Annotated in this window: 31 protein-coding genes, 4 tRNA genes, 3 pseudogenes and 1 riboswitch; of the genes and pseudogenes, 2 read left to right on the top strand and 36 right to left on the bottom strand. The window is 44.1% G+C overall.

The window, feature by feature from the left end; genetic code table 11:
* Positions 1–9 precede the first annotated feature (9 nt).
* The gene (gcvT, locus tag MMY81_RS03860) at positions 10–1104 is read right to left on the bottom strand and encodes a glycine cleavage system aminomethyltransferase GcvT (RefSeq protein WP_252311715.1); all 1095 of its coding nucleotides are present in this window, start codon (positions 1102–1104) and stop codon (positions 10–12) included.
* 141 nt (positions 1105–1245) lie between these two features.
* Positions 1246–1343, bottom strand: a riboswitch (glycine riboswitch).
* Positions 1344–1358: 15 nt separating this feature from the next.
* Positions 1359–1526, bottom strand: coding sequence for a DUF2759 domain-containing protein (locus MMY81_RS03855; RefSeq protein ID WP_120193366.1), 168 nt, complete (start codon positions 1524–1526; stop codon positions 1359–1361).
* A gap of 158 nt (positions 1527–1684) precedes the next feature.
* Here MMY81_RS03855 and MMY81_RS03850 point away from each other — a divergent pair, with 158 nt between their 5' ends.
* On the top strand, positions 1685–2323 hold the full coding sequence (locus MMY81_RS03850; protein WP_252311714.1) for an MBL fold metallo-hydrolase: 639 nt from the start codon (positions 1685–1687) through the stop codon (positions 2321–2323).
* 71 nt (positions 2324–2394) lie between these two features.
* Here the strand turns inward: MMY81_RS03850 and MMY81_RS03845 are convergent, their stop codons facing one another.
* The 32 genes and pseudogenes from MMY81_RS03845 to MMY81_RS03700 all read right to left on the bottom strand — a co-directional run bounded on the left by MMY81_RS03845 (position 2395) and on the right by MMY81_RS03700 (position 22139).
* Positions 2395–2634, bottom strand: a complete 240-nt coding sequence (locus tag MMY81_RS03845; RefSeq protein ID WP_120193368.1) for a DUF2626 domain-containing protein — start codon at positions 2632–2634, stop codon at positions 2395–2397.
* Positions 2635–2721: 87 nt separating this feature from the next.
* Positions 2722–2997 (bottom strand): hypothetical protein, encoded by a 276-nt coding sequence (locus tag MMY81_RS03840; RefSeq protein ID WP_252311713.1) that lies wholly within the window; start codon positions 2995–2997, stop codon positions 2722–2724.
* 63 nt (positions 2998–3060) lie between these two features.
* On the bottom strand, positions 3061–3513 hold the full coding sequence (locus MMY81_RS03835) for a competence type IV pilus minor pilin ComGF (protein ID WP_252311712.1): 453 nt from the start codon (positions 3511–3513) through the stop codon (positions 3061–3063).
* Positions 3500–3832 (bottom strand): hypothetical protein, encoded by a 333-nt coding sequence (locus tag MMY81_RS03830; RefSeq protein ID WP_252311711.1) that lies wholly within the window; start codon positions 3830–3832, stop codon positions 3500–3502. The genes MMY81_RS03835 and MMY81_RS03830 overlap by 14 nt, the downstream gene beginning before the upstream one ends.
* Positions 3819–4265 carry a competence type IV pilus minor pilin ComGD gene (comGD, locus tag MMY81_RS03825; protein ID WP_252311710.1) on the bottom strand — a complete coding sequence of 149 codons (447 nt, stop codon included), beginning with the start codon at positions 4263–4265 and terminating at the stop codon, positions 3819–3821. The genes MMY81_RS03830 and comGD overlap by 14 nt, the downstream gene beginning before the upstream one ends.
* Entirely contained in the window at positions 4265–4573 is a 309-nt protein-coding gene (comGC, locus tag MMY81_RS03820; RefSeq protein WP_120193373.1) for a competence type IV pilus major pilin ComGC, read from the bottom strand. Before comGC ends, comGD begins: the two co-directional genes overlap by 1 nt.
* The gene (locus MMY81_RS03815) at positions 4570–4713 is read right to left on the bottom strand and encodes a hypothetical protein (protein WP_170146908.1); all 144 of its coding nucleotides are present in this window, start codon (positions 4711–4713) and stop codon (positions 4570–4572) included. The genes comGC and MMY81_RS03815 overlap by 4 nt, the downstream gene beginning before the upstream one ends.
* 15 nt (positions 4714–4728) lie before the next feature.
* Positions 4729–5757 carry a competence type IV pilus assembly protein ComGB gene (gene comGB, locus MMY81_RS03810; RefSeq protein WP_252311709.1) on the bottom strand — a complete coding sequence of 343 codons (1029 nt, stop codon included), beginning with the start codon at positions 5755–5757 and terminating at the stop codon, positions 4729–4731.
* Positions 5747–6808: a competence type IV pilus ATPase ComGA gene (gene comGA, locus MMY81_RS03805; RefSeq protein ID WP_252311708.1), complete on the bottom strand. Its 1062-nt coding sequence runs from the start codon at positions 6806–6808 to the stop codon at positions 5747–5749. The genes comGB and comGA overlap by 11 nt, the downstream gene beginning before the upstream one ends.
* A 183-nt stretch (positions 6809–6991) precedes the next feature.
* Positions 6992–7294, bottom strand: a complete 303-nt coding sequence (locus MMY81_RS03800; protein WP_252311707.1) for an MTH1187 family thiamine-binding protein — start codon at positions 7292–7294, stop codon at positions 6992–6994.
* Positions 7281–8003: a DUF1385 domain-containing protein gene (locus tag MMY81_RS03795; RefSeq protein WP_252311706.1), complete on the bottom strand. Its 723-nt coding sequence runs from the start codon at positions 8001–8003 to the stop codon at positions 7281–7283. Before MMY81_RS03795 ends, MMY81_RS03800 begins: the two co-directional genes overlap by 14 nt.
* The gene (locus MMY81_RS03790; protein ID WP_252311705.1) at positions 8003–8650 is read right to left on the bottom strand and encodes a hypothetical protein; all 648 of its coding nucleotides are present in this window, start codon (positions 8648–8650) and stop codon (positions 8003–8005) included. Before MMY81_RS03790 ends, MMY81_RS03795 begins: the two co-directional genes overlap by 1 nt.
* A gap of 16 nt (positions 8651–8666) precedes the next feature.
* Positions 8667–10074 (bottom strand): annotated as a pseudogene (aspA, locus tag MMY81_RS03785) (aspartate ammonia-lyase).
* Between the two features lie 18 nt (positions 10075–10092).
* Positions 10093–10985: pseudogene (rocF, locus tag MMY81_RS03780) on the bottom strand (arginase); the annotation flags it as partial.
* A 34-nt stretch (positions 10986–11019) separates the two neighbouring features.
* Positions 11020–11991: an ROK family glucokinase gene (locus MMY81_RS03775; protein ID WP_252311704.1), complete on the bottom strand. Its 972-nt coding sequence runs from the start codon at positions 11989–11991 to the stop codon at positions 11020–11022.
* Positions 11988–12215, bottom strand: a complete 228-nt coding sequence (locus tag MMY81_RS03770; RefSeq protein ID WP_252311703.1) for a YqgQ family protein — start codon at positions 12213–12215, stop codon at positions 11988–11990. The genes MMY81_RS03775 and MMY81_RS03770 overlap by 4 nt, the downstream gene beginning before the upstream one ends.
* Positions 12216–12232: 17 nt before the next feature.
* Positions 12233–13816, bottom strand: coding sequence for a rhomboid family intramembrane serine protease (locus MMY81_RS03765; RefSeq protein WP_252311702.1), 1584 nt, complete (start codon positions 13814–13816; stop codon positions 12233–12235).
* A 5-nt stretch (positions 13817–13821) separates the two neighbouring features.
* Positions 13822–14166, bottom strand: coding sequence for an HAD family hydrolase (locus tag MMY81_RS03760; RefSeq protein ID WP_252311701.1), 345 nt, complete (start codon positions 14164–14166; stop codon positions 13822–13824).
* The gene (locus MMY81_RS34930; RefSeq protein WP_374561273.1) at positions 14156–14299 is read right to left on the bottom strand and encodes an HAD family hydrolase; all 144 of its coding nucleotides are present in this window, start codon (positions 14297–14299) and stop codon (positions 14156–14158) included. Before MMY81_RS34930 ends, MMY81_RS03760 begins: the two co-directional genes overlap by 11 nt.
* Complete coding sequence (locus tag MMY81_RS03755) at positions 14247–14564, bottom strand: HAD family hydrolase (RefSeq protein ID WP_252311700.1); 318 nt, start codon at positions 14562–14564, stop codon at positions 14247–14249. The genes MMY81_RS34930 and MMY81_RS03755 overlap by 53 nt, the downstream gene beginning before the upstream one ends.
* A gap of 62 nt (positions 14565–14626) precedes the next feature.
* On the bottom strand, positions 14627–14878 hold the full coding sequence (locus MMY81_RS03750; RefSeq protein ID WP_308215226.1) for a DUF92 domain-containing protein: 252 nt from the start codon (positions 14876–14878) through the stop codon (positions 14627–14629).
* A 34-nt stretch (positions 14879–14912) separates the two neighbouring features.
* A pseudogene (locus MMY81_RS34925) lies at positions 14913–15290 on the bottom strand (DUF92 domain-containing protein); the annotation flags it as partial.
* Between the two features lie 72 nt (positions 15291–15362).
* On the bottom strand, positions 15363–15974 hold the full coding sequence (locus tag MMY81_RS03745; protein ID WP_252311698.1) for a 5-formyltetrahydrofolate cyclo-ligase: 612 nt from the start codon (positions 15972–15974) through the stop codon (positions 15363–15365).
* A gap of 108 nt (positions 15975–16082) precedes the next feature.
* Entirely contained in the window at positions 16083–16232 is a 150-nt protein-coding gene (gene rpmG, locus MMY81_RS03740) for a 50S ribosomal protein L33 (protein ID WP_120193388.1), read from the bottom strand.
* 125 nt (positions 16233–16357) lie between these two features.
* Positions 16358–18418 carry a peptidoglycan D,D-transpeptidase FtsI family protein gene (locus tag MMY81_RS03735; RefSeq protein WP_252311697.1) on the bottom strand — a complete coding sequence of 687 codons (2061 nt, stop codon included), beginning with the start codon at positions 18416–18418 and terminating at the stop codon, positions 16358–16360.
* A gap of 228 nt (positions 18419–18646) precedes the next feature.
* The gene (locus MMY81_RS03730) at positions 18647–19258 is read right to left on the bottom strand and encodes a superoxide dismutase (RefSeq protein WP_120193390.1); all 612 of its coding nucleotides are present in this window, start codon (positions 19256–19258) and stop codon (positions 18647–18649) included.
* Positions 19259–19488: 230 nt separating this feature from the next.
* Positions 19489–19565 (bottom strand) — tRNA-Ile (locus MMY81_RS03725).
* Positions 19566–19571: 6 nt separating this feature from the next.
* Positions 19572–19647: transfer RNA gene (locus MMY81_RS03720), tRNA-His, on the bottom strand.
* Between the two features lie 25 nt (positions 19648–19672).
* Positions 19673–19749 (bottom strand) — tRNA-Met (locus tag MMY81_RS03715).
* Between the two features lie 3 nt (positions 19750–19752).
* A tRNA-Asn gene (locus tag MMY81_RS03710) sits at positions 19753–19827 on the bottom strand.
* A 96-nt stretch (positions 19828–19923) separates the two neighbouring features.
* Positions 19924–20409 (bottom strand): DUF456 family protein, encoded by a 486-nt coding sequence (locus tag MMY81_RS03705; RefSeq protein WP_252311696.1) that lies wholly within the window; start codon positions 20407–20409, stop codon positions 19924–19926.
* Between the two features lie 83 nt (positions 20410–20492).
* On the bottom strand, positions 20493–22139 hold the full coding sequence (locus MMY81_RS03700) for a Na/Pi cotransporter family protein (RefSeq protein WP_252311695.1): 1647 nt from the start codon (positions 22137–22139) through the stop codon (positions 20493–20495).
* Between the two features lie 194 nt (positions 22140–22333).
* On the opposite strand from MMY81_RS03700, the gene MMY81_RS03695 reads away from it, so the two are divergent.
* Entirely contained in the window at positions 22334–23113 is a 780-nt protein-coding gene (locus MMY81_RS03695; RefSeq protein ID WP_252311694.1) for a DUF1189 domain-containing protein, read from the top strand.
* Positions 23114–23134: 21 nt separating this feature from the next.
* Here MMY81_RS03695 and MMY81_RS03690 read toward each other — a convergent pair whose 3' ends face one another.
* Both MMY81_RS03690 and MMY81_RS03685 read right to left on the bottom strand, forming a co-directional pair.
* On the bottom strand, positions 23135–23680 hold the full coding sequence (locus MMY81_RS03690) for an NfeD family protein (RefSeq protein WP_308215209.1): 546 nt from the start codon (positions 23678–23680) through the stop codon (positions 23135–23137).
* A gap of 288 nt (positions 23681–23968) precedes the next feature.
* On the bottom strand, positions 23969–24865 hold the full coding sequence (locus MMY81_RS03685) for a DUF1002 domain-containing protein (protein WP_252311693.1): 897 nt from the start codon (positions 24863–24865) through the stop codon (positions 23969–23971).
* Positions 24866–24998: the final 133 nt, after the last annotated feature.

Raw genomic sequence — 24998 nt, 5'->3', positions numbered from 1 at the left:
TCCTCTTTCTTATCCTTTTTTATAAAACGGGACCGGTACGACTTTTGCTTTTTTATTCTTGCCTCTAACATCTACAATAACTTCACTGCCTATCTCCGCAGCTTCGGTTTCCATTAAAACGAGACCGACATTTTTGCCAAGAGTCGGCGACTGTGTCCCGGAAGTCACAAATCCTACCTCTTTATTATCAGTGGAAAATACAATGTATCCGGTACGGGGAATGCCTTTATCAATCATTTCAATACCGGCCAGTTTTCGCGGAATTCCGTTATCTTTCTGCTTTTGCAGTGCTGTTTTTCCTATGAATTCACGGGAATCCTTCAGCTTTACTGCAAAACCCATTCCCGCTTCCAGCGGAGAAATAGTGTCAGATAATTCCTGCCCGTACAAGGGAAGCTTTGCTTCAAATCGAAGCGTGTCTCTGGCACCGAGACCAGCCGGCACAAGGCCGTGGGTACTGCCCGCGCTCATCAGCGTTTCCCATAGCCCCTCAGCATCTTCGGACCGGCAGTAAAGCTCAAATCCATCTTCTCCGGTATAGCCGGTACGGCTGGCGAGCACCCGGTATCCGGCGATATCCGCCTTTTCGAGAAAGCGGAACGGTCTGATTTCATCTAAATCTGCTTTTGTTAAAGTCTGCAGTATTTCTGCTGCCTTTGGTCCCTGCAGAGCAAGAAGAGCCGTTTCTGATGATATATCTTTGATTTGAACATCCGGGCCGGCATAGGTGGTAAGCCAGTTTATGTCTTTTGATGTATTGGCTGCATTTAGGACAAGAAAATACTTTTCCTCATTCAGCTGATAAACCAGAAGATCATCTACTGTACCTCCGTCTTCATTGCATAAAAAAGTGTACATCGCTTTGCCATTTTCCAACGCTTCCGGATTATTTGTAAGCATCTTCTGTAGAAAAGCTGCTGCTCCCTGCCCCTCTACGATTGCTTCTCCCATATGAGACACATCGAACAGTCCCGCCTTCGTTCTTACAGCTTCATGCTCTTCTTTAATGCTGCTGAAGCGGACCGGCAGCTCCCAGCCGCCAAAATCCGTTATCTTTGCGCCGTACTTTTCATAAAGTGGGTAAAGCGGTGTTCGTAATGGCATATGCATCCTCCTTCGTTTATAAAACAAAAAGACAGAGAAACCCCTGACATGGGGTTTCTCTGTCCTAAAACCAGAAAGTTTCATCTCTATGTGAGACTGTCTTCGTGGGTGGCCCGTTTGAACGGGCGCTCTCCAGAGATTCGTCGGATAAAAGTCTGTTTGCCTGAGAGATTCACCGCTGCTGCAGTTTGCTCCTTCGGCGCCGCTTCTTTATATGCGGGCTCTCCCTTTATCGTCATCCGTCATTATTCACTTTATATACTCGGTGCTCCGCTTATTATCGTCATAACGGAAAACCATCCAAAAACTAGAAAAGCAACTCCTGCAAAACCGACAGCGAAAAAATTACGGCGCTTTATTTCCCTTACTACAGCGAGAGCACACAGGATTGCCACTATTAAAAGTGTTATACCTATAGCCATGCAGCCTACCCCCTTTAATATGTACAGTAGTCTATTTACATTTTTCAAATAATTATGATATTGCTTTAATTATACCGTTTGTTTTCTTATTTTGCACCTATATTTTTTTTGGCGTACAATAACTAATAGACTGCGAAACGAAAGGAGCCATTCCTGCTATGGATTGGAAACAAATACCGTTAGGCCCTCTACAGACGAATTGTTATGTTTTATTTAATGAAAATAAAGAGGCTGTTATTTTTGATCCCGGCGGCCACGGGGATATCTTAAATACCTGGCTGATTGAAAACGATCTCCGCCCACAGGCTGTTTTATTAACCCACGCCCACTTTGACCATATTGGTGCGGTTGAAGATGTTCGTCAAAAATGGAACATCCCGGTGTATCTGCACGAAACAGAAAATGACTGGCTTACGGATCCCGAAAAAAATGGATCCTCCCGTTTTCTTGGCGGGGCCACCATAAAAGCGGAGCCTGCCGATGTGTTTATTACTAAAGAATCCGAACTTCAAGCAGGTTCTTTTCACTTCAGCCTATTTCATACTCCCGGCCATTCCCCCGGCAGCGTCTCTTTTTATCATAAAGAGACCGAAACGGTATTTTCAGGAGACGTGCTCTTTGAAAATGGGATTGGCAGAACAGATCTGCCCGGAGGAGATTACGAAACACTGATCAAAAGCATTAATGATTTCCTTATGCCTCTTCCTGAAGATACCGCAGTTGCCTGCGGCCACGGAAATGTGACGACCATCGGAAATGAAATGACATCCAATCCTTTTCTTCATGGATTTTCTTAAAAATAATGTACGCCATGCAAAAAGGCTCTCCAAAGGAGAGCCTTTCTGCTTGAAAAGAGTTTATCTGCTTTTTAATGAAAACCAGTTTCCATCATAAAAGTCGTGTAATAGGTAAACCCTACAAAAAAGACAGTTAAGTAAATGCCGAAAATATAAACATACATTCTTTCAGATAAATTCATAAAACCTAATCCAAGAAAAACGGCGGTCTGAGCGAAAAAGAGCAGAGCCATTTGAAACATGTCCCCTACAAAGAAAAGCACTGCAAATACAGTCGTCCAAAAAGAAATCACCCGAAACATGCGATCCATTCAACATACCCCCTTTTCTTATCTTTAGCGCTAGTATGTATGCCCTGTAAATAAGAGTAGTTGTATATAGTATATAGCAGAAAACTTCTATTTGTAAATGCTTTCAAAGCTTTCCTGTGCGGATTCATAAGAAAAGGAATGACTTCTCCGTTCTCCGCCCTCGAGCTCTGCTGAAATCATCACGCGGGACGTCCCGGGTCCGGTAATGGTTGAGACCACGACCGCCTCTCCCGTTGGAAACACATACTCTTGTTCTCCCGGCTGTTTTCCTTCCTGATACCATTTCTTTTCTGCATTTTGAAGCATCCATTCCAGTTGGATGCTTTGTTCATGCAGAGCAGCGTTTTGTTTTGTGAACTGCATAGCTCCCAACCATGAGCAGCACCAGTCCCGCACAGAGAGCACATACAGCAGCTGCTATCGGCATCATTCCACCCTTTTGATCCAACCGTCATCCCTCCCTATAATTGACAGCCGGAATCCTGCTGCTGTTTCCCATGTGCGTCCATTTTTCTCTGTTACGGTAATATATGCCCCATACTCTCTTGGTTCTACGTGAAAGTTTTCCACATTCTGAAGAACAATTTCAAACCCTTCGTTATTTTTCCTCCTTACAATCCGGTCGCCCCGTTGTTCATAGAGACGCGTATCGACAGACTCTTTTATCACCAGCCTGCCGTTTCCTACTTCTAATTGATGCGCGTAGTCAAAATCCGTTTTAAGTTGTTGGAAAAACACAGGTATATCCTGCCTTCCTTTTACTACATCACTTGAGAATACGCCTATTAGTGGAATAATTAAAACGATAACAATAAGCGTTATGGAGAGGGAAAGTACTGTTTCAATAAGGGTAAACCCTGAGTCTTTATCCGTATACATGCAGACATTTTTCCGTGTTTCGTTTATTTTGCGCCTCCCATTCTACACAGACCGTCGTGCCGCCCTGTTCTTCATAAGTTCGTAATGTGTATATGCCTTTTGGACTTTGGGTCTGGTAGGGCTGTTTTGTAACCTCTGCTGTATTAACGAGCCATGCCTCTTCTTCCAGCACAGCCAGTGCTTTTTGTTCTTCCTGCACGGAACGAATTTCTACAGCCGCAGTAATATATAAAGGAAGGACAAATAAGCCGGCAAGAAGAATTAAAGCAAGGGCACCCGTAGATTCGAGAAGCGTAAAACCTTTATTAGATTGGTTCAATATAAAACCTCCCGCTGCCGAGGAGAAAAACGAGTTTGTACCGCCTGTTCGGCGTATCAATCGTTAACGTTCCAGGCCGGCGGATATTTCCGGCTGCCGTAAAGACAATGTCCGACTCTTTTAAACTTGCACTTTCTATATACACACCGGGAGGCATTTGTTTCGATGCGGCCGCCGGGGAATGAAACGGCTTAATGTGATAGGACTGAGAGTTTGAATCAAATAGAAAATGGGTCACCTCTTCATGAGAATATGCATACTGCTGGGCGAATAACAAATCTTCTTCAAGGGTGTACAAAAACCGCTGGATTTCTTTTTCTTGATAAAACGTATAAAGACTATGAATCGGCCAGGCGGTAAATATGACCAGCATACCTAGAACAATGAGCATTTCTACCATCGTATGCCCCTTCTCATTTAAAACGGCTGCCATTAAGACCCCTTGCGTACCTTCCCGTTTTCCAACACAAGAGTGGATTCATCCGGGCATGTGATTCTATCGACATATTCCGCCTCCTGAAGTTCACTCAGCGAAGCAGGTGCTTTATTAAATTCGACTGCGTACGCCGCTGCCTGGGATTCAAGAAGCTTAATCGTAGCATCGCATCCTTTGTTTTGTGCTACTCCGTTGTTTGTGACTACATTTGGAATAGCAATTAATAAAAGAACGGTAATAATCAGCAGCACAATCAGCATTTCCACCATCGTAAAGCCAGCTTCTTTCTCATACCTTTTTTTCATACTCCACTTCTCCTTTGAATGATAATTTTCAACAGGGCCTGAATATTTTCTTCCTGAATCTGCTCGAGCTTTGTTACTTTTTCCTGCAGCTGAATAAATTCTTCTTCTGCAAAGGGTACTTTTTCTGTTATAACCGGCATGTACTGATCTCTCCTTTAAATAGCATTCATTAGTTCAAACATTGGTAAAAACACAGCAAGAAATAAGCTGAGAACGATAAAGCCGACAATCGAAAATAATACAGGCTGAAAAATCATCACAGCTTTTTTTACCCGCTCCTCGAGAATCTGCAGAAGCCTTTCGCTGTAAAACGATAAATGATTTCCCAGCTTTCCGGAAGCCTGGCCGTGGGAGATAACGAATTTCATCTCTTCCTGAAAAACTTTCAGGGCCTCCAGCGCGTCGGCTAAAGGCTGGCCTTCCCTCAAACGTTCTTTTAATGCATGGCCCTGTTCCTGAAAAAATAAAAAATGATCCTGTTTTTCAAATACGAGGCAGGCATTATGTATAGACAGTCCTCCTTTCAGCAGGCTGCTCATTTGAAATGAAAAATACTGGGTAAGAAATAATTTTATATAAGAGGAAAGAAAGGGTATCCGCAGAAGAATCTCCATTTTTTTTGTCGGGGACATACGCCTGTAGAAGACCGCCCACCAAAACATTAGAAGAATGCCTCCTGCAAGTGGAGGAATGAGAAAATAAGGAGCGGAGCGCACACCTATAAATACGGCATTTGTAAAAAAAGGAAGCTCTACATGCAGCGAGGTGAAAAGCTGTTCAAACTGAGGGAATAAATACTGAAGCATTACAAATCCAATCATAAAAAGAATCCAAATTAAAAGCAGAGGATACATCGACATTTTCTTTAGTTCATGCAAAACGTCAAGTCTTCTTGCATAGTGCCTGCCGGCGTCTTCCAACCCCCGGCTGAGCGTCCCTGACTGTTCTGAAAAATAAACAAATGCGGTGACATCAGCCGGAAAGTGGAGTGGACCCAGAAGGTCATGAAAAGAACTGCCTCTTTTTAACTCGTTTATCATCCAATCGACATTTTCTTTAATGTGAAGAGGCTGCTCCCATGTGAGCAGATGAAGAGCCTGATCGAGGGTATAACCGTTTGTCAGCAGTTCTCCGCATTTTTCCAGAAACACTGCTTTTTCTTTCTTTTTCCACTTATCCTTCACTGCGTTCCTCCTCGTTTACGAAGTAATGAGACGGAAGCAGTTGAACAGCCGCAGCTTTCGTTAACTGATGACGGTATGACGGACTGCGCTGTCGGGATGCTCGAATGGGATGATCAAGAGCCGCTTTCAGGCTGGAGCCGGATAACATATCATAAATAGGAAATCTGGAAGAATGCTGGTGATGGGAACAATGAGGAGAACATGGGGATGGAGCGCACCAGCTGCAGTAACGAAGTACCAGCTTCTGCGTGGAGACCGCAAGGAGTGTTTCTTTTAAATCGAGATCGGTGCACCCGAAATCGTAAAACCGCTGCAGCGCACTCACCGGTGATTTAGCATGCATCGTCGTTAACACCAAGTGGCCTGTCAAAGCCGCCCGAACAGCGAGACGTGCAGTTTCCGCATCGCGGATTTCGCCTACCATAATAACATCCGGATCCTGACGCAGAGAAGCTTTTAATAATTCTGCATAGGTCAGTCCTGCTTTTGTATTGACGCTCATTTGTATGTAAGCATCATTTTTGATTTCCACCGGATCCTCAATGCTGATAACACGCACTTGTTTCTTTACTTCATTCATTAATGTGTAAAGAGTCGTCGTCTTTCCTGACCCTGTAGAGCCTGTTAATACAATCATACCGTTGGGTTTGTTCATAAGGGAGGTAAACTGCTGTCTAATACTTGCGTCAAAAGATAAAGATTTCATCGTTTGACCGGCATTCTGGGGAAGAATACGAATAGAAAGGCTTTCTTTAAACTGGGAAGGAATCGTAGAAAAACGTAGATGAACGGCCGGAGAAGTGTGGCGGATAAATATCGAGCCGTTTTGGGGACGCCTCTGTTCGCCTATGTCCATGCCTGCTCTAAACTTGAAATGAGCGGTTAATCTGTCAGACTGATTGGTTGATATAGCGTGGCTGAAATGCAGCTTGCCTTTTACCCGGAAAAGAACTGCCGTTTCTTTATGTTTCGGGTGAAAGTGAATATCTGAAGCATGCAGCGCCAGTGCTTTGTTTATCAGCAGCCTGCTCTGTTTTTCAATATCCTGCAATCAATGAGTCACCTGCTTTCCATTAGAATAATCTTAGTGTACTCTATCTGTTAAAATTTGAAAAGCTTTCGAATGAAATAAATTCAAATTTTTTACTTTTATATAATTCTTTATACCTATTAAAATTTTGATTTATAAAATAACGGCCGCTCTGCAGAATTATGCAGAACAGCCGTTATTTTTTTACATTTTGTTTTGGACAGATTCTATTTTTCTTTTCATTTGCTTTCCTTCTTTATCACGACGGTCATCTATTCGGATATTCGTAGATACCCGCTGGGCTCCCCGCGTAAAAGGAACTTCATGAATTTCTTCTATGACGGACAGCAGATCTTTGATATCTCCTTCAATTAATGTGCTCATCGGGGTGAGCTGGACGTCAATTTTATCTGTATATTTATTTAACACTTTTTCAATCTCCGCCACTTCTTCGCTCATTCCTGTATCTTTTCCAATCGGCACAATAGTAATATCAATAATTGCCATAGTATCCCCTCTCTTTTTTCTGTAGTAATTGATACGCCTGCACGGCGGCTGTGAGATGTTTTTCTGATGGCTCCGCACATGCGATATGCTTCTGAGTCCAGTACGATATTCGAAGAACCCATCTTCGCGCTGGATTTCTGCTGTTACCCCGCAGCCAGACTCCGCCTGCGAAAGCCAGTACAGCATTAAGCCAGGCACTTACCGCCGCTGCTGAAGAAAGTCCTGCCGGAATCCATAGAAGTCCCGTAAAAATTATAAATCCGGCAAAATAGAGAACGACTATATTCGTGGAGCAGTAACGATTTGTTATATAAGCCTTTTTTATTTTATTAACGTTTTGGACTGTTTTTAAACCTTTATACGAAAAAACCTTATGCTCCGCCCCGTGGAATTTTCTCCATTCGCCGGGGAACATAAAATGAGAGCCAAAAAAGATAAGCAGAACTGTATAAAAAGGAAGACCAGCTGTCTCCCAGGCACCGAGGCTTATTCCTCCGGCTGCTCTTACAGCGAGCATCAGCATCAGTAAAAATAAACCCGCTTGATATCCAGCGGGCAGGGAACGGAGTAAGATCCAGGTTATTTTACCCAGATTTATTTTCGTATTATCCAGCACATAAACGCGCTGAAGATCGGAATGGCAAATACAGATGCTGATATAGTGCTTTCCAAAAAACATTACCCCTTTTTGAAAAGAAAGACCCTTCATTATGATGCTTCCTCCACTTGTACAAATTGTTCCGTCACCCAGTAAGAGTTGTCCATGTTATCTGATTCCCTAAATGAAGGATCAAAAAAACGAAGGTCATCCGTAGTCATTTCTTCGTGCTCTTTCCAGGTATGCAGATAAGTAATAACAGCTTCCTCAGCTTCTGTCCCAGTCAAAATAACCTCGATACTGCCGTCATTCCCGTATGTTTCATGATCATCTGCCCGATTGGGAAATGTAAACAATACACCACTTTCTTTTATTTCTCCCGGCTCTTCCCAAATTACTTCCCCGTTATGCTGCAGCGAAACAGCCGCTTCTTTAAATTCGTTTTCTGCCAGCGGCTCCCCATTCTGATCCAGAAAAGTAACGCCTATGTAATCGGTTCCTGTAATACCGTCATCCGGCGATGACTGCCACGCCCATTCTGCCTCCAGTACAGAGCTGCTGTCTTCTTCTGTCAGCTGCGGCGTCCAGCTGATGCTTTCACTTAGTTCTTCATTGGTGATCGTTTCTGTCTGATTAAGATAATACATCCCGCTTGCAAACATAAATACCGTAAGAATAAGCGGGAGTATAACGACCAGCTTATTGCTTTCTAAACATAACCGGCTCCTTCCTGCAGAAATAAGAAAAGGCTCCGCCAAAACTGGAGCCTCACTCTTAATCCTGGTACATAAATTTAGCTCCGGCAATGCCCGGATTTGTCATTTCTTTGGCATTGAGTATTTCATCGAGCTCTTCTGCGGAAAGCCTCTTTCCAGACAGATTTCGCGGACACTCCGACCGGTTTCAATAGCTTCTTTGGCAATTCTTGATGCAGCTTCATAGCCCCCATGAGGATTAATGGCTGTAATAATTCCTACACTTCTCTCTACCAGGTCTTTGTGCTCGACGTTTGCTGTAATTCCATCAATAGCATATTCTTTAAATACTTCCAGTCCATTCTGCAGAATCGATAATGACTGAAGAAGGTTAAAAACAAGCACAGGTTCCATCACGTTCAATTCCAGCTGGCCTGCCTCTGAGGCAAGGCTGATCGTGTGGTCGTTACGATAACCTGGAAGGAAATCTGATTAATGACTTCGCACATGACCGGATTCACTTTCCCCGGCATAATGGAAGAACCCGGCTGCCGCGACGGCAGGTTAATTTCATTAAAACCGGTTCTAGGGCCGGAACTCATCAATCGAAGGTCGTTGGCGATTTTGGATAAATTTATCGCATGCACTTTCAGCGCAGCGGAAAGCTCTGTATAAGCATCCGTATTCTGAGTCGCATCAACGAGATTTTCTGCACTCACGAACGGCATATCGGTAAGGTTTACGAGATGCTTTGCCGCTCTGACAATATATTCAGGTTTTGCATTAAGGCCAGTACCTACTGCGGTAGCTCCCAGATTTATTTCATACAGGTGTTCTACCGCCCGCTTAATCCGTCCCAGGTCACGGCCAAGCACTCTTTTATAGGCGCCAAATTCCTGGCCAAGTCTAATAGGAACAGCATCCTGAAGATGTGTCCGGCCCATTTTTATTACGTCATCAAATTCTTTTTCTTTCGTTTCCAGCGCTGAAATTAACTCAGCCAACGATTCCTCCAGGCCTTTGGATAAATGCAGGGAGGCAATGTGAATAGCTGTAGGAAAAGCATCATTGGTAGACTGGGCCATGTTCACATGCGTGTTGGGACTCACCATAAGGTACTGCCCTTTTCCCCGCCCAGAATTTCGATAGCACGATTTGCAATAACTTCATTGGCATTCATGTTAAATGACGTGCCGGCTCCGCCCTGAATGGCGTCTACAATAAATGGTCATTGAATCTTCCCTCTATTACTTCGTCCGCCGCCTGTACAATTGCTTCAGATATGTTCTCACGCAGGACACCGACTTCGGTGTTTGCAAGAGCGGCTGCTTTTTTTACATATCCAAATGCTTTGATTAGTTCCGGGTGCGGCGGATAGCCGGTAATAGGAAAATTTTCTTTAGCAGAATCGTTTGGATGCCGTAATATGCTTCTGCCGGTACCTGCTTCTCACCTAAAAAATCTCTTTCCGTCCTGAATTCAGTCATTTTTTTACTCCCTTTATTTAAGTTTTCTCCAAATAATGATCCCATGAGCGCTACAGCTGCTTCGGCCGTTTTGTTTCTTTCGTCCAGGATCGGGTTTACCTCAACAAACTCTGCACTTGTAATGATATCAGCTTCTGCCAGAATTTCCATCGCTAAATGACTCTCCCGGTAACTCATACCCCCTGGAACCGGTGTCCCGACTCCCGGGGCATCATGCGGATCAAGGCCGTCCAGATCCAGGCTGAGGTGCACCCGTCACAGTGCTTTAAGTGCTGAATCGTTCTATTCATCACCTCTGCCAGTCCCAGACGATCCACTTCATGCATCGTAAAGACAAGCATTCCAGTTTCAGAAATATAACTTTTTTCACCGGCGTCCAGATCCCTTGCCCCGATAATAACAACCTGATCCGGCTGTATTTTTGCGCCGGCCTTATACGTATTCACCAGACTTTCATGGCCCCTGCCAAGAGACACCGCAAGCGGCATGCCGTGAATATTTCCGGAAGGGGAAGTTTCTGCAGTGTTCAAATCTCCATGGGCATCGTACCAAATGACCCCCATTTTTTCGAAATGAGCAGAAGCGCCTGCTATACTGCCGATGGCAATACTGTGATCGCCCCCTAAAATTAATGGAAAGTGTGCATTTGATAATATATCGGAGACACGTCCGGCTAATTTTTCGCTCGTATCCCGTACTTCAGTAAAATTGGTAAGATTTTCTTCTTCCGGCGTTTTTACCCCGGTACTTTTAGATACTTCTATATTACCAGCATCTTCGATCTCGTACCCGCTTTTTCTAAGCCTTTCGACAATTCCAGCATATCGTATAGCGCTCGGCCCCATATCCACGCCCCGACGGCTCTGTCCCAAATCCATTGGAACACCGAGCATGGTAATCTGCTGCTTCATATGTATTCCCTCATCTCTTTTTGAAATAATGCCTTCACCTGCCACTGAACGTTTTTTTCGCCAGCCAGGCTGCTCCAATCACTCCTGCATCATTTCCAAGTGAAGCCGTCGAAAACTCCACGCTGTCCCTGACTCTCTCAAGGGCATACGTATCAAAGTGAGAACGCAGCGCCTGCAGCAGGCTGTCTCCAGCTGCGGAAACACCGCCGCCTATAATGAATTTTTCAGGATTTAGTACATTTCCGATATTTGCAGCAGCAAGTCCAAGATAATGCAGCGATTCATGAATAGAAGCCTGGGCGGTGGCGTCGCCGGCGGCCGCAAACTCAAACAGCTCTTTCGTTGTAAGTTCTTTCCCTTGATCCAGATATGCTGTAAGAGCAGAATCAGGATTTTTTCCGGCAGCATTTTTTGCCAGGCGCACCATTCCTGTAGCAGAAGAAATCGTCTCAAGACAGCCGGTCTTGCCGCAGTTGCACGGTGCCCCGCCTTCGGAAATAACGGTTACATGGCCTATTTCCCCAGCCATTCCCTTGGTTCCATGTATAATTTCACCATTAATAATGATGCCTCCGCCTACACCTGTTCCAAGCGTTAGAAAAATGACATCATCTGCTCCGCTGCCAGCTCCCTGCCAGTATTCTCCAGCTGCTGCCAGATTGGCATCATTGTCTACTACGGCCGGAACGCCTAATGCTTCCGATAGTTTGTCTGCGATAGGATATTTTTTCCAGCCGACATTTACGGCTAAATCAATAATTCCATGCTCCATATCAATAAAACCGGGCACTCCGATACCCGCTGCTATACAGTCTTTTTTATCGATCCCTGCTTTTTTCAGATGCTCGTCTGCCGATACGGCTATATCCTGTACAATATGACTGCCTGCCTCCGCTTTATTTGTCGGAATGGACCATTTGTCCACCATCTGTCCTTCGATTGTAAATACAGCCATTTTTACGGTCGTTCCGCCAACATCGATGCCTATCAGATATGTTTCTTTCATTCCTTTGTGCCCCTTTTCTGCTGTTCTATTTGTTTTTCGCCCGAAATAATTCGTTTTGCCTGCAGGTAAAGTAATTTATCAATCATGCCCTGCTGATAAAATTCGGTAAACTCCTGGTCCATCATATCAAGATCTATCATACGGTCTCTAGTATAAATGACAGTTCCTCTGTGAACGAGCCATTTTCGTACATCTGCTATTGTTTTCATATTCTCGTTGAACAAGCTTGATCCCTTCTTTCTCAGGAAATCTCCTCCAGCCTTTCTTCAACCAGGCCAAAATCCAGTTCCTCTCCCGATGGGCGGTCCCCGGCAGTTCTCTTTGCTTCACTAAGAGCCTCTTCCGCTTCGTCCGGCATGGCAAGCTCTATATAAGTTAATGCAAGATTATAATACGCTTCCGCAAATTCAGGTTCCATTTCGATAGTCTGCTCAAAGTACCTGCCCGCTTCTTCGTAATTTTCTAAATACGATTCTGTATATCCAAGCAAAAATAAAGTCTGCGCATCTTCTGTTTCGCTGTTTTCTAAAGTATTCAGGAGAAGATTTCTTGCTTCTTCATATTCCCCCTCTTCAGCGAGGTCTCTTGCCATCTGCTGATCCATCGCAGCCGAACCTGCTTTGTTTTCGTTATTCATTCCAAACCAGTAGAGACCGCACGTTAAAGCTATTGTTCCTATTAACAGGGGAAGCTGTGTTTTTCTGCGTCCGCTTTTTGGAAGGTGGACTGCCCCGGCTGCCAGAAATCCGCCGACCAGCCCGCCAATATGGGCTCCGTTATCAATAGCCGGCACCACAAATCCAAAAACAAGGTTAATAGCCAGGATAACAAGCACATTAAATCCCATCGTCCGAAAAAACAATTTCTTGTGCATCCAGCCGAAATACAGCAGTGCCCCAAAACATCCGAAAATAGCACCTGACGCACCGGCTGACACCTGTTCGTTAAAAGAAAAGCTGGCCAATGAACCTACTACAGCTGCTGCAGCGTATATAAACAAAAAACGGGTCGTTCCAAAAATTCTTTCTACGGCTCCTCCGAGATAAAATAACGCCAGCGAGTTCATAAAAAGATGAAAAAAACCAATATGAAGAAAAGCAGCTGTCAGAAGTCTCCACCATTCTCCGTCCATAATAGCTGGATTATATTTTGCCCCGTAATCAATTAATACGGCCATATTCATACTCCCGCCGGCCTGCTCCAGCAGAAAAAACATAACAAAAACAGAAGCAAGCAGCGCATAAGTCAGCAGCGGCTTTCCATAAAAGAAAAGGCTCCGCTCTTTGTTATCAATTTCCTCCTGCTGCTTTTCCACTTCTTCTCTATATATACGTGTCCGGGCTTTAAGCTCTTCTTCCGGTTCCCCGTCATTCCAGGGAGACGGTTCTTCAATCCAGTCCGCTTTTTTATTTAATACAGCTTCCAGCACGCCCTCAGGCGAATCTGCTATTCCTCTCTGACCGTCGTTTGACAACAGAAAGGACTGTTCGAAAACTTTGGACTGCAGTACTGCTTTGAATGGAGCATCCATATCCACGGGGGGATAGGAAGTTATATATACGTTATAAAAATGGACCTTTCTTGTTCCCAGTGCTTTTTTTATTGCCGGTGCTGCTTTTTCCGCTTCCAGCTGGTCTTTTTCCAGCAGGTTGAACCAGTCATACTCAACCCGGGCAATGCGAAGCATTACCGTTCCTTTTTCTGTTTCTTTCTCCAGCCATATTTGTTTTTTATCTTTACTTCTTTCAAAAACCCTGAAGCGTTCATGGACGACTAACCGATGAATAAATTTCCAGTATAGGTGGGTTTGCAGGGCAATATTCATGATAGTTATCCTCCTGGTTTTATCCGGTTACTAATCAAACGGGCCGCATCCTCAAAATGCTCATATTCAGCAAGCGGGGATCTCCCTTCCTGCCTCGGTTCTTTTCTTGTGTTCAAGTAAATACTTTCCATATACCGGCATCCATGATGCCTGAACATCGAGCGCCCAGGAATCTCCGACATAAAGGGTGCGGGAGGGAATGCTTCCTGTTTTACTAGTACAGTGGTGAATATTTCCCGGTCCGGTTTTTCCACGCCCATTTCTTCTGAAATATACACCCGCTCTTTCGGTATATACTTTTCCACGTGAAGCGCTTTCCATTTATCCAGCTGTGTTGTTTTATTTTCCATTCGTAATAATCCCCAGATAAATCCCAGTTTGATGTAGTTCTTCAAACAGCTCTTTCATACCGGTATAAGGTTCTACGAATTTAGATACTTCTCTTTCGTACTGATCGTGAAAAAGCTCCGCTTTCTTTTTCATTCATTTCAACATTATAGTGATTCATCGTTTCGATAAATCTTTTCATACGATACTGTGAATACGTTAATATATCCTTCTCCATCTCTTTCCATAGTTCATCGCAGTAATGTTTAAACGTAGAAAACCATTCTTTTTCATCTATATGCTGCAGTTTTTTATCCGTGCGGTATCTTTGTTGAAACGTGTAAATAATTGATTTTTCAAAAGCCAGCTCATGGCTGTATAACGTGTTATCCAAATCGAAAAAAATGCTTTGCCACCTCATAGTTTCCCCCTCTTTGCTTCTTTATTATAGCAGGGGTTTCCCCTATTTTCGACTTTTGTCATTCAGCGTACAAGCCACATGACAGCAAGACAAATTCCTCCCCCGGTTAATGTGCAGATCATATTAACCGCTTCATTGTCCGCCCATTTCCAGCCTCCTGCCTGTATAGTGTCAGCACCGCAGTGTGATTGCTTTTCGGTTATCAGTCCACACCGCCGGCAGCGATAAGTTACCTGAAAAAAAGCTCCTGCTGCGGTGTCCATTACATTGCCGGCAAATCCTGCCGCTGTAATAATTAAAGCCGCGGTAAAAATAGAAGGGAGATAGGATGAAAATAAAAACGCCGCTGCCCCCTCCTATTAAAGCGGCTCCTAAAAATGAGGCTCCTGTCCCCGCCACTGTAACAGCGCCTGAAGTTCCAGCAGGTACCCTTCGCCCTCGGGGAAGAAGATATGCGCGGCTCTTTGCACGGCTGCCCCATTCAGAGGCCCAGGTATCTGAAGCTGCTGCTGCAAGTGCTCCAGCAAAGGCTGCAATCCAAAACTCGCTCCCGGTAACGGAATAGAACAGGGCACTAACAGCCGCTGCCCCTCCATTTGCCAAAACCTGTGAAGCCCTTCTTGCTCCTCCGCCCGCATTAATTTCTTCCGCTTTCTTATTATCCGGAAGAAGCGAAAACATCGAAGAAGTCACAAAAAAAGCAGCAGCAGGGAAAATCCCTGCCAGCCTAAGCCAAACCAGATAACACTGCCTAGTAAAGCCGCTGCAAGAGCGCCTCCCAATGTTAAGGCGGCGGCTTTATAGGCAGCTGCAGCTGCCCCGAAAATTAAAATGTAAACCGGGATCATATATAAATAACTCCCTCTTCAGTAACGACAGCCTGTACAGGTATATCATGCGCCTCTCTCGGAACGCGCGTTCAATAAGCTGATAGCTGAATGCAAGAGAACAGGTGCAGGCGCGACAGTCTTCCAGAAAACGATCATAATAACCGCCTCCGAATCCAATTCGATAACCCTCTCTATCAAATACCATTCCCGGCACGATAACCATATCAAATTTGTTTTTATCCCATTCCTGCTTGTTATGTGTCTGCGGTTCCATAATTCCTGCAAATCCTTCTTCTAATTCATGCAGCGAATCAATACTATAAAAATGAAGCGAGCGCTGCATAGGATCAACCTTCGGCACCGCAATCTGCTTCTGCTCATCCCATGCTTTTTCAATCAGAGGCATCGTATCAATTTCCCTGCCTGTTGATAACGTAACCGCCACCCGCTCCGCCTTCTTCCACATATCGGAAGCAAATAAATGCTCATATACGTCGCTCTGCATTGTTTCGTGCAGTACCGGTGTTAATGATTTAGAACGCTGATAGATCTGCTCTCTGAGTTTTCTTTTATCGCTCATTGTGCCCTCCTTGACGTAACTGCTTAAACTATTATTATATCGCTAATCCATCCAAAAATTGCTTATTTTTTCCAAAAAAAATAAGCAGAGGAGATAATCTCCTTCTGCTTATTTTGTTTCGCGGTGGATCGTATGCTTTCTTAAACGCGGGCTGTATTTTTTCATTTCAATACGCTCTGGGTTTGTGCGCTTGTTTTTAGAAGTCATGTAATTACGATCTCCTGTTTCCGTGCAGGCCAGGGTAACTTGTACTCTCATAACAATATCCCTCCCCTTTCTTTATCTTCAATCATACTTAACAATGATAGCAAATACCTTCTCGTCTATCAAGTGTTTTTTCTTTTCAGCTTTTCAGTCAGGGAAGCTGGAGAAAAACAGAGACTTTATTCTTCTGTTTCTTCTCCTGTTTCTTCTTCCTGCTGTTCAATTACTTCTTCATTTTCTGCATCAACTTCCGGCCGTTCTTCCTTAAGTTCAAAGTAAGCATCCATAGCCTGGCGTGCGATCGTATTCGCTACCCCGTTCCGGCCGCCGTTTTCTTCGAGATAGGTATAGGGCACGATAACCGCTATAGCAACCTCAGGATTATCATAAGGAGCATACCCGACAAATGCCTGATTTACGGCATTGGTTACCAGTTCGCCTGAGCTTTCGCTTCTAACCGTTACCTGGGCTGTCCCCGTTTTTCCGGCTGGATCATAAGGAGCGTCACCGAAGTAGCTTCGTGCCGTTCCATTTGAACCTTCCACAACTTCAAGCATTCCTTCCTGAGCCATATCTATATATTCATCATCAACGCTTAATTTGTTCATAATGGAAGGCTGGATCTGCTGGGAAATCGAGCCCATATTGCTTTTGTCGGGGTTGGATTGGCGCACTTCTTTAACAAAATGAGGCTCAATCCGATACCCGTCATTAGCAATCGTTGCTACATACTGCGCCAGCTGCATCGGCGTATACGTATCAAACTGGCCGAAGCTCAAGTAAAGAAGATTTCCCGGATTTCCGTATCCACCCGAAATTCCGGCTGATTCCGACGGAAGGTCAATGCCTGTTTCTGTGCCAAGGCCGAATTGATTGTAGTAATAACGCAAAGTATCGTAGGCTTCCTGCACTTCTCCTGTATCAAATGTACCTCCGCGCTCATAATCGGCCAGCCGCATCGCAATTTCCGACATATAAATATTGGAGGATCTTTCCAGGGCACCTAGGTAGTTAACACTCCCAATGCTGTCGGAAGCTGAACTGATATCAGAACTCCCCGGAAGACTGATCGGCGTATCGTTAATGTACGTATCTGCCGTTACGACACCTTCCTGCAGACCCGCCATCACGGTTGCCATTTTAACAGTTGAACCCATTTCAAATGAGCTGCTGACTGTACCCACCTGGTTCTGATAGCCGGATGCCGCAAGAATTTCCCCTGTGCTCGGTTCAATCATAACCGCATAGGCATCTTCATCATTTACAAAGTTGCCGGACTGGCCGCCCACCTGTTCATCTACAATGGTTTCCAGATCCTGCTGCAGGGCCATATCTACTGAAAGAACCAGATCGTTCCCACGGCTTCCGGTCGTTTCCGCCCCATTACCAGCCGCTTCTTCTGAATCAAGCAATTCTCCTTTGACACCGCGGAGTGCACTCTCGTATTCCTCTTCTAGAAAGCTCGTACCTACTAAATCAGAGCGGTCATAGCCAAGCGCCAGGTATTCATCGATTGTTTCGCGTGGAATAGAGCCTACAGAACCAAAGAAGCCCGGGAAAGATTCATCAAACACATACTGTCTGTTTGAATCTCTTAGTAAATCAACTCCCGGCAGTTCCTCAAGACGTACGCTTATTTCATGCGCTTCTTTCTCTGTTAAATTCTCTTTCACCCGCTGCGGTGAATCATTATAGCCTGAGATCATTTCCCGCCAAACGGCTACGACTTCAAGCTCCGTGCCCTGAATATCGCTCAGCTGTTCATCGGTAATCTTTTCAAGCTGCAGATCATATGGATCTACACCGTCTTCTGATGCTGACGCCATTTCTTCTTCAGAAAGAAGAGACTCTGCTTCTTCTTCTCTTGTAAGAAGCCAGTAGTCTTTTAAATCTCTATCCGTAATTCCTTCTGTGTCCATTTCCAGATATCCGCTCAGCTTTTCAGCAATATCCAGTCTTTCTTCATCGGAAACGCTTGAGGAATTGGTATATGTAAGAGAAAGAATAAGCTGATTATCTACGGCAATTTCACCATTTCTATCGTACATAACGCCTCGCGGAGCATCGATTCTCGTTACCGGCTCGCTCGCCTCTTCGAGGTCACGCTCATACGTATCCCCCTGGACAATTTGTATAAACCCCAATCTTAGTATTAGTGCGGAAAAAAGTATAAACACTGCAAAAAAGAGCACATTTAGTCTTTTAGGAAGATGACTTTTTCTGTTTTTTCTTGACGCCACTGCAATCCCTCTTTCTTTCATACAAGCTGCTGTTATTCAGACTTACTGCCGTCCTGGCACGTACCCTGATTTTACCATACTCTATGTACGATAAAAAGAAAGCAGGCGGTTCATCTTTCTATAATGGAGACTGAAAAACAAAAAAAGATACCGGTTATCTTGGTTCGATAGCCGGTACCCTTTTTATTCAGCAAAGCTTTATTACTTCAGCCTGGTGTACATTATTACTTATTTTGCTTCAGAATAACGCTTTTCTACTTCGTTCCAATTAATAATGTTCCAGAATGCGTCAATATATTCAGGACGACGGTTCTGGTATTTAAGATAGTATGCATGCTCCCATACATCCAGTCCCAGGATTGGAGTTTTGCCTTCCATGATTGGTGAATCCTGGTTAGCAGTGCTCATGATTTCAAGCTCTCCGCCGGATACTACAAGCCATGCCCAGCCGGATCCGAATCGACCGGTTGCAGCTGCTGCAAATTCTTCCTGGAATTTCTCGAAGCTTCCGAACTTACTTTCAATCGCGCTCGCAAGCTCTCCGCTTGGCTTTCCGCCGCCGTCCGGGCTGAGGATCTGCCAGAAGAACGTGTGGTTAGCGTGGCCGCCGCCGTTATTTCTAACTGCTGTGCGGATATCTTCAGGAATAGCATTAAGGTCTCTAATAAGGTCTTCTACATCTTTACCTGCAAGATCGTCGTGACCTTCCAATGCTGCATTAAGCTTAGTAACGTACGTGTTGTGGTGCTTATCGTGGTGAATCTGCATCGTTGTTGCGTCTACATGAGGCTCTAGTGCGTTTTCTGCGTAAGGTAATTTTGGTAGTTCATAATTTGCCAATTAAATCTCCTCCTTGGAATGTAAACGTGTCATGAAACTAGAATGATATAGCCGTTAAGCTATATATAACATAAATAAATGTAACAAATCAGTCACAATATTACAATCATAATGATCTGCTGCCATTTATTTCTATTGTACACATTAACTACTATACCCAGCACCAAAAATTTTTAAACTAAAGAAAACACAAAAAAAGCACACGGCTGTGTGCTTTTGAACATTCATAATGGTGGACCCTGTAGGACTCGAACCTACGACCGGACGGTTATGAGCCGTCTGCTCTAACCAACTGAGCTAAGGGTCCTTCACATGGGGCGGCTGATGGGAATCGAACCCACGAATGCCGGAACCACAATCCGGTGCGTTAACCACTTCGCCACAACCGCCATGTAAGTATTCTTTTTTTAAATATGGTAGCGGCGGAGGGAATCGAACCCCCGACCTCACGGGTATGAACCGTACGCTCTAGCCAGCTGAGCTACACCGCCATATGGCTCCACAGGCAGGATTCGAACCTGCGACCCATCGGTTAACAGCCGATTGCTCTACCACTGAGCTACTGTGGAATATCCTGTTATTATGTAAGAATGTCTTCTAACAGCGACATTTATCATAATATCACGATAATATTGGAACGTCAATGCTTATTTTCAATCAAACGATCAGGAAAAAATAAGGTATAAAAGGTAAATGCCATTTCCTGCAAGAAGCACGCCTTTTAGTACAACACTTACGAGAAACCCCGCCAGAGAACCGGCTCCTACCCGTCCCAGCTTCTGCCATGACTTTTCGCCGGATATCATTTCACCAATAATTGCTCCGGCAATAGCCCCGATTAAAACACCGATAATCGGAATAATAAAAGGACCGACAATTAAGCCGATAACGCTTCCCCATGTTGCCGCTTTGGATCCTCCTGTTCGTTCTATTCCATAATACTGTACGGCATAATCAATGATAAACAACAGCGCGGCAATAATAATCTGGCTTATCCAGAACCAGGCTGATAAGGTGCCAAACCCCTGCGCCGCAGCAATTAATATAATAGCTGCAATATAGAATATGCCTCCCGGCACAATCGGGTAAATTAAAGCTGCCAAAGCAAGCGCGTAGGCAATAAATGCCAGTGTATAAAAGATATAATCCATTTTTTCCTCCTTTTAAAAACGTCCACTGCCCTTTTTGTTAATAAAAAGGCAGTGGACGAAGTCAGCTATTTAAATTATACGTATTACTCGCGTTCCTGTAAAACAGCTTCTGCAATATTCACGCTGTGATCACCGATTCGTTCCAGATTGCTGATAATATCTACAAAGACAATACCAGCTGAGCCGGAGCAGCGTCCTTCGTTCACACGTAAAATATGCTTTTTACGGAGTTTACGCTCCATTTTATCGATTTGCTCTTCCTGCTTAACTACCTCTCTGGCAGCTTCCTGAGCTTCTTCCTGGTTATCATTTTCCAATGCGCTGACCGCATTGTGCAATGTTTTAATAGTTAAATCAAACATTTCTTCCATATCAGTATAGGCATCCTCTGACATGGATACTTTGTTCGTCATTTGATAATCCACAAGTTCCATTACGTTTTCCATGTGATCTCCGACCCGTTCAATATCCCTTACCGTATCCATAAGCATGGAGTGGAGTTTGGAATTTTCATCGGAAAGCGACCGCTGGGAAATCAAAATCAGATAATCCGTAATTTTGCGGTCCAAATTGTTAATTGCTTCTTCAAACTGCACGGTAAGCTCTGCATGACGCTTATGATTTGTTTTTAAATACTTATGGGATTCAATTAATCCCTTTTCGGCAAATTCCGCCATCCGTAGCGTTTCTGCTTTTGCCTGACCCAGTGCTACACCGGGCGAACGCTGAATAAAGGAAGGATCCAAATGCTGTGCTTTGTATTCAATTTCTGTGTCTTGTCCCGGAATCAGCTTTGTTACGATAATTGCAAGTACGGCAACAAAAGGAAGCTGAATGATCGTATTCGACACGTTAAAAATACCGTGTGCAAAAGCAATCGTCATCGGTGCATTTAAGTTCAGAGCTTCCTGAATGCTTCCTATCATTGCTGTATAAGGCACAATTAATATAATAACAATCGTTGCCCCGATTACGTTAAATATAACGTGCGTCAGTGCTGCACGCTTTGCTGCAAGGGATGCACCCAGGGAAGCCAATACTGCGGTAATGGTTGTTCCGATATTATCACCAAACAGCACAGGCAGTGCTGCCGCAAGCTCTATAGCTCCCTGATCGTAAAGCTCCTGAAGCAGTCCAATGGAGGCAGACGAGCTTTGTACTAATACGGTAAATACGGTTCCAATTAACACACCCAAAATTGGGTTTTCACTTACGCTGATAGTCAAGTCACGGAAAGCCGGCAGACCTTCAAGCGGCTCGACGCCGTCTCCCATAAGAGAAAGACCAAAAAATAATGCCCCGAAGCCGAAAATAGCCTGGCCGATGTTGTTTATTTTTTTATTTTTAAAGAAGAAAATTAATACAGTTCCTATAAATATAATAGGCAGTGCATAGTCTTCAATTTTGATACCGATAATAAAGGCTGTAACGGTCGTACCAATGTTGGCACCCATAATAACACCAATGGCCTGGGAAAGCGTCATGAAACCGGCGTTTACTAATCCGATCGTCAAAACTGTTGTTCCGGTACTCGTCTGTATAAGTATGGTAACAACTATTCCGGCTAAAACCCCCATCACCGGGTTACTCGTAAATTTATCGAGAATATCCCTTAATTTATCCCCTGCGATTTTCTGCAGGCCGTCCCCTAAATATTTAATACCAAATAGGAAAACACCTAATCCCCCGAAAAAAGTAAATAAAATCGTTTGAAGATCCAACACCCTCATCCCTTCGTTTTAAAAATTCCCCTAAGGCAAACCTTAATCAGCGTACTTGTTTAATATTGAGTAAAGATTGAGCTTTTGTAAAGATTATATTACATTTTATTTTTTCATTTATTTCTGCCGTTTATCCAGGCCATATTGTGGCTTGTTTCCATTTGCTTTAGAATAAGCCTCGCAGACTACAAAGGAGGCGGCAGATGTCCATGATTCAACTATTTATTAAAAGTTTATATTCCCCCCTTCACATTGCACGATTTCGTTTTCAAAAAATAACCAAGACAATTCTTTATATTTTCTTCCTGATGGCCCTTGCCAGTATACCAGCTGGTATCGCTTTGTCCCAGTCACTTTCACATGTATCGGATGAACTTGATACCCTTCTGCAGGAAGATGTTCCCGATTTCAGTATTGAAAATGGAGAGCTTATAAGCGAAGCAGAAGGTCCGCAGACTATCGGCGAAGGCGGCCGGGAGCTGATATTTGACCCTAGCGGCGAAGTCACAGCTGAAGAAATAGCTTCGTCCGGCCAGTCGGCGCTTCTTCAGGAAGAAGTAGTAATTGGTTCGGGCGATAACAGCCAGGTCTATTCCTACAGCCAGGCAGGCAGTATTTCTTTTACAAAGCAGGAGCTGTCTAATTTGGCCGCCTCCCTGCAGGATGTATTTTATATTTTGATCCCTGTGGCTGTTGTTGGATTATACTTATTAAATACAACACTTAAATTTATTGGTATATTTGCGCTTTCCGTGTTTGGGCTGATGATTCGAAAAACTTCACCTATTCCGTTAAGTTATCGATTTATCTGGACCATGAGTGCTTTTGCGGTCACGCTGCCGACTATGATTATTGCGCTCTTGGATCTGTTTCCATTTCAAATACCGGCAGTGTTCACGATTTACTGGGTTATAGCATTTTTTATGCTTTACCGCGCCTTCCGCTCTCTCCCCCGCCCGAAAAAAAGCAGCAGTCCGGCTTAGATGCCGTTCTGCTGCTTTTTTTTAAGAAGAAGTCTGTGAAGCCTGCTCCATCTTTTTAATTAAAATTCTTGTACCGTCGGCAGACACCACTTCGATGTCGACTCCGGCTTCTATCCACTGGCCGCCGCTGGTGGCACTGTAACGCTCTCCTTCTACTTCAATTGTCCCTGTCGGCCTGAAAGCAGTAAGGGCCTTTCCTTTTTTACCGATCAGTTCCTTGTAGGACTCGTTCATGGAGTTGTAACCCGAATCGCTGCTGAGCTTATCCTTAAGCGTAAGCTTGTCCCAAAGTCCTCTTCTTGGAAAGACTTTTAAAAACACAAGCGCCCCGACAATACCGAGCAGAAATCCGAATACCGCCAGCACTCCGTACAAAATACCCGGAGTAGGAACTGCTACACTCAAACTCATCAGAATGATGCCAATTACTCCGAACGTGCCATCCCCTGTCACTTTGCCATCGAAAATAATGAGCATCAACCCGCCGGCATACAAAGCTAAAATCCATATGCTGGCTGCCCCTTCAATATGATGAGCAAAATATAATGTAATAAAGGCCAGTCCCAAAATACCGAATAAACCCTTTTTTTTACGAGCAGTTCACCTATAAGAAACAATGTCGCGAGAAAGACGACGATAAAACCGACGCTTGCCTGATCGAGCCATTCCATTCCATTCAGCTCCTTCGTTTTCATCTGGTTGTCTATATACTACGATTTTACCGTTGTTAGGTTTCAGATTCAATTTATCTCTTTTTTATATTGGAAATATTTTTAAAATAGACTGCTCTTTTCATTGAAAAGAGAGAGTCTCTTAAAAGACTCTCCCACATGTTTACTACTATATTTAGTTTATTCAGCTGTTGGATTCCGGTTCCTCGGAACCACCAAACAGGGAATCAATAATGCCATTAATAAATTCCAGAAAACCTGCAAAGAAAGACTGCGTTTCTTCACTATTTACAAATCCGCCGATATTATCCTGAACTTTACTGATTTCATCCTGTACCTGATTCCAGTCAACATTCAAGTCTTTCATCCGGTCGAATAGAGATACCAGACCATCTGTCTGCTCCTGGGTTAATTCGATATTCATGTCCACCGCAATATTTTGAATCAGAACACGGATATCTTCAGAGCTTTCGATATTCTGTTCGCTGATCTCCTGTTTAACTCTCGTGATTAACTCCGTTGCTTCTTCAGTGCCGATGCTTTCACCAAGCTCCGCTGTTTTAACTACTTCTTCATTGGCTACCTGCTTTTGCTCTTCCGGAATGGTTACATCATTCTGTACTTCGTATGCTTTTAAAATACCAGTAAGGGCTCCGGTTCCCGATACATCCATAGGTGCTGTTACATACACTTCTGCATCTTCCACACCTGCAGTGATCATTGCGTTGGCGTACATAGCTTCTGATATTTTTGTTATGTTGGTCGTTTCCACATCAATTCCGTCACCGGACCCCGCAGTTGTAATCTTAGCGGAGGAAAGAGCTCTTGTTCCTATATCGGCGGCGCTCATGTAATCGCCCAGGTATTCATGCTCCTCTTCGTTGGATACCGTAATCGTTTCCACCTCAGAACCTGCATCCATTTCGTTTAACAGCTGATCCCGTTGTTCTGTTGTTAAATCTTCGCCGAGAGTGATAATTTCATCTCCCTCTGCTGAGTCAGCCAGAGCTCCCGCTGTTGGAAACGTCAGCATAATTGCTGCAGCAACTCCCGCCGCTGTGAATGTTTTTTTTCTGTTCATGTTGTTCTCTCCTTTTATGATCGTGCTTGTTTTCTGCATTTTTACGGTGCAGGCAGTTCCCTCCTGCCTTTTATGTGTACAGGAACATTTGTGTTCCATACCATTAGTCGATGCTTTTTTTATTTGGTTACAC

The sequence above is a fragment of the Sinobaca sp. H24 genome (assembly GCF_023845525.1).
The sequence above is the reverse complement of the archived record's forward strand: the minus strand, read 5'-3'. Positions and strand labels throughout refer to the sequence as shown.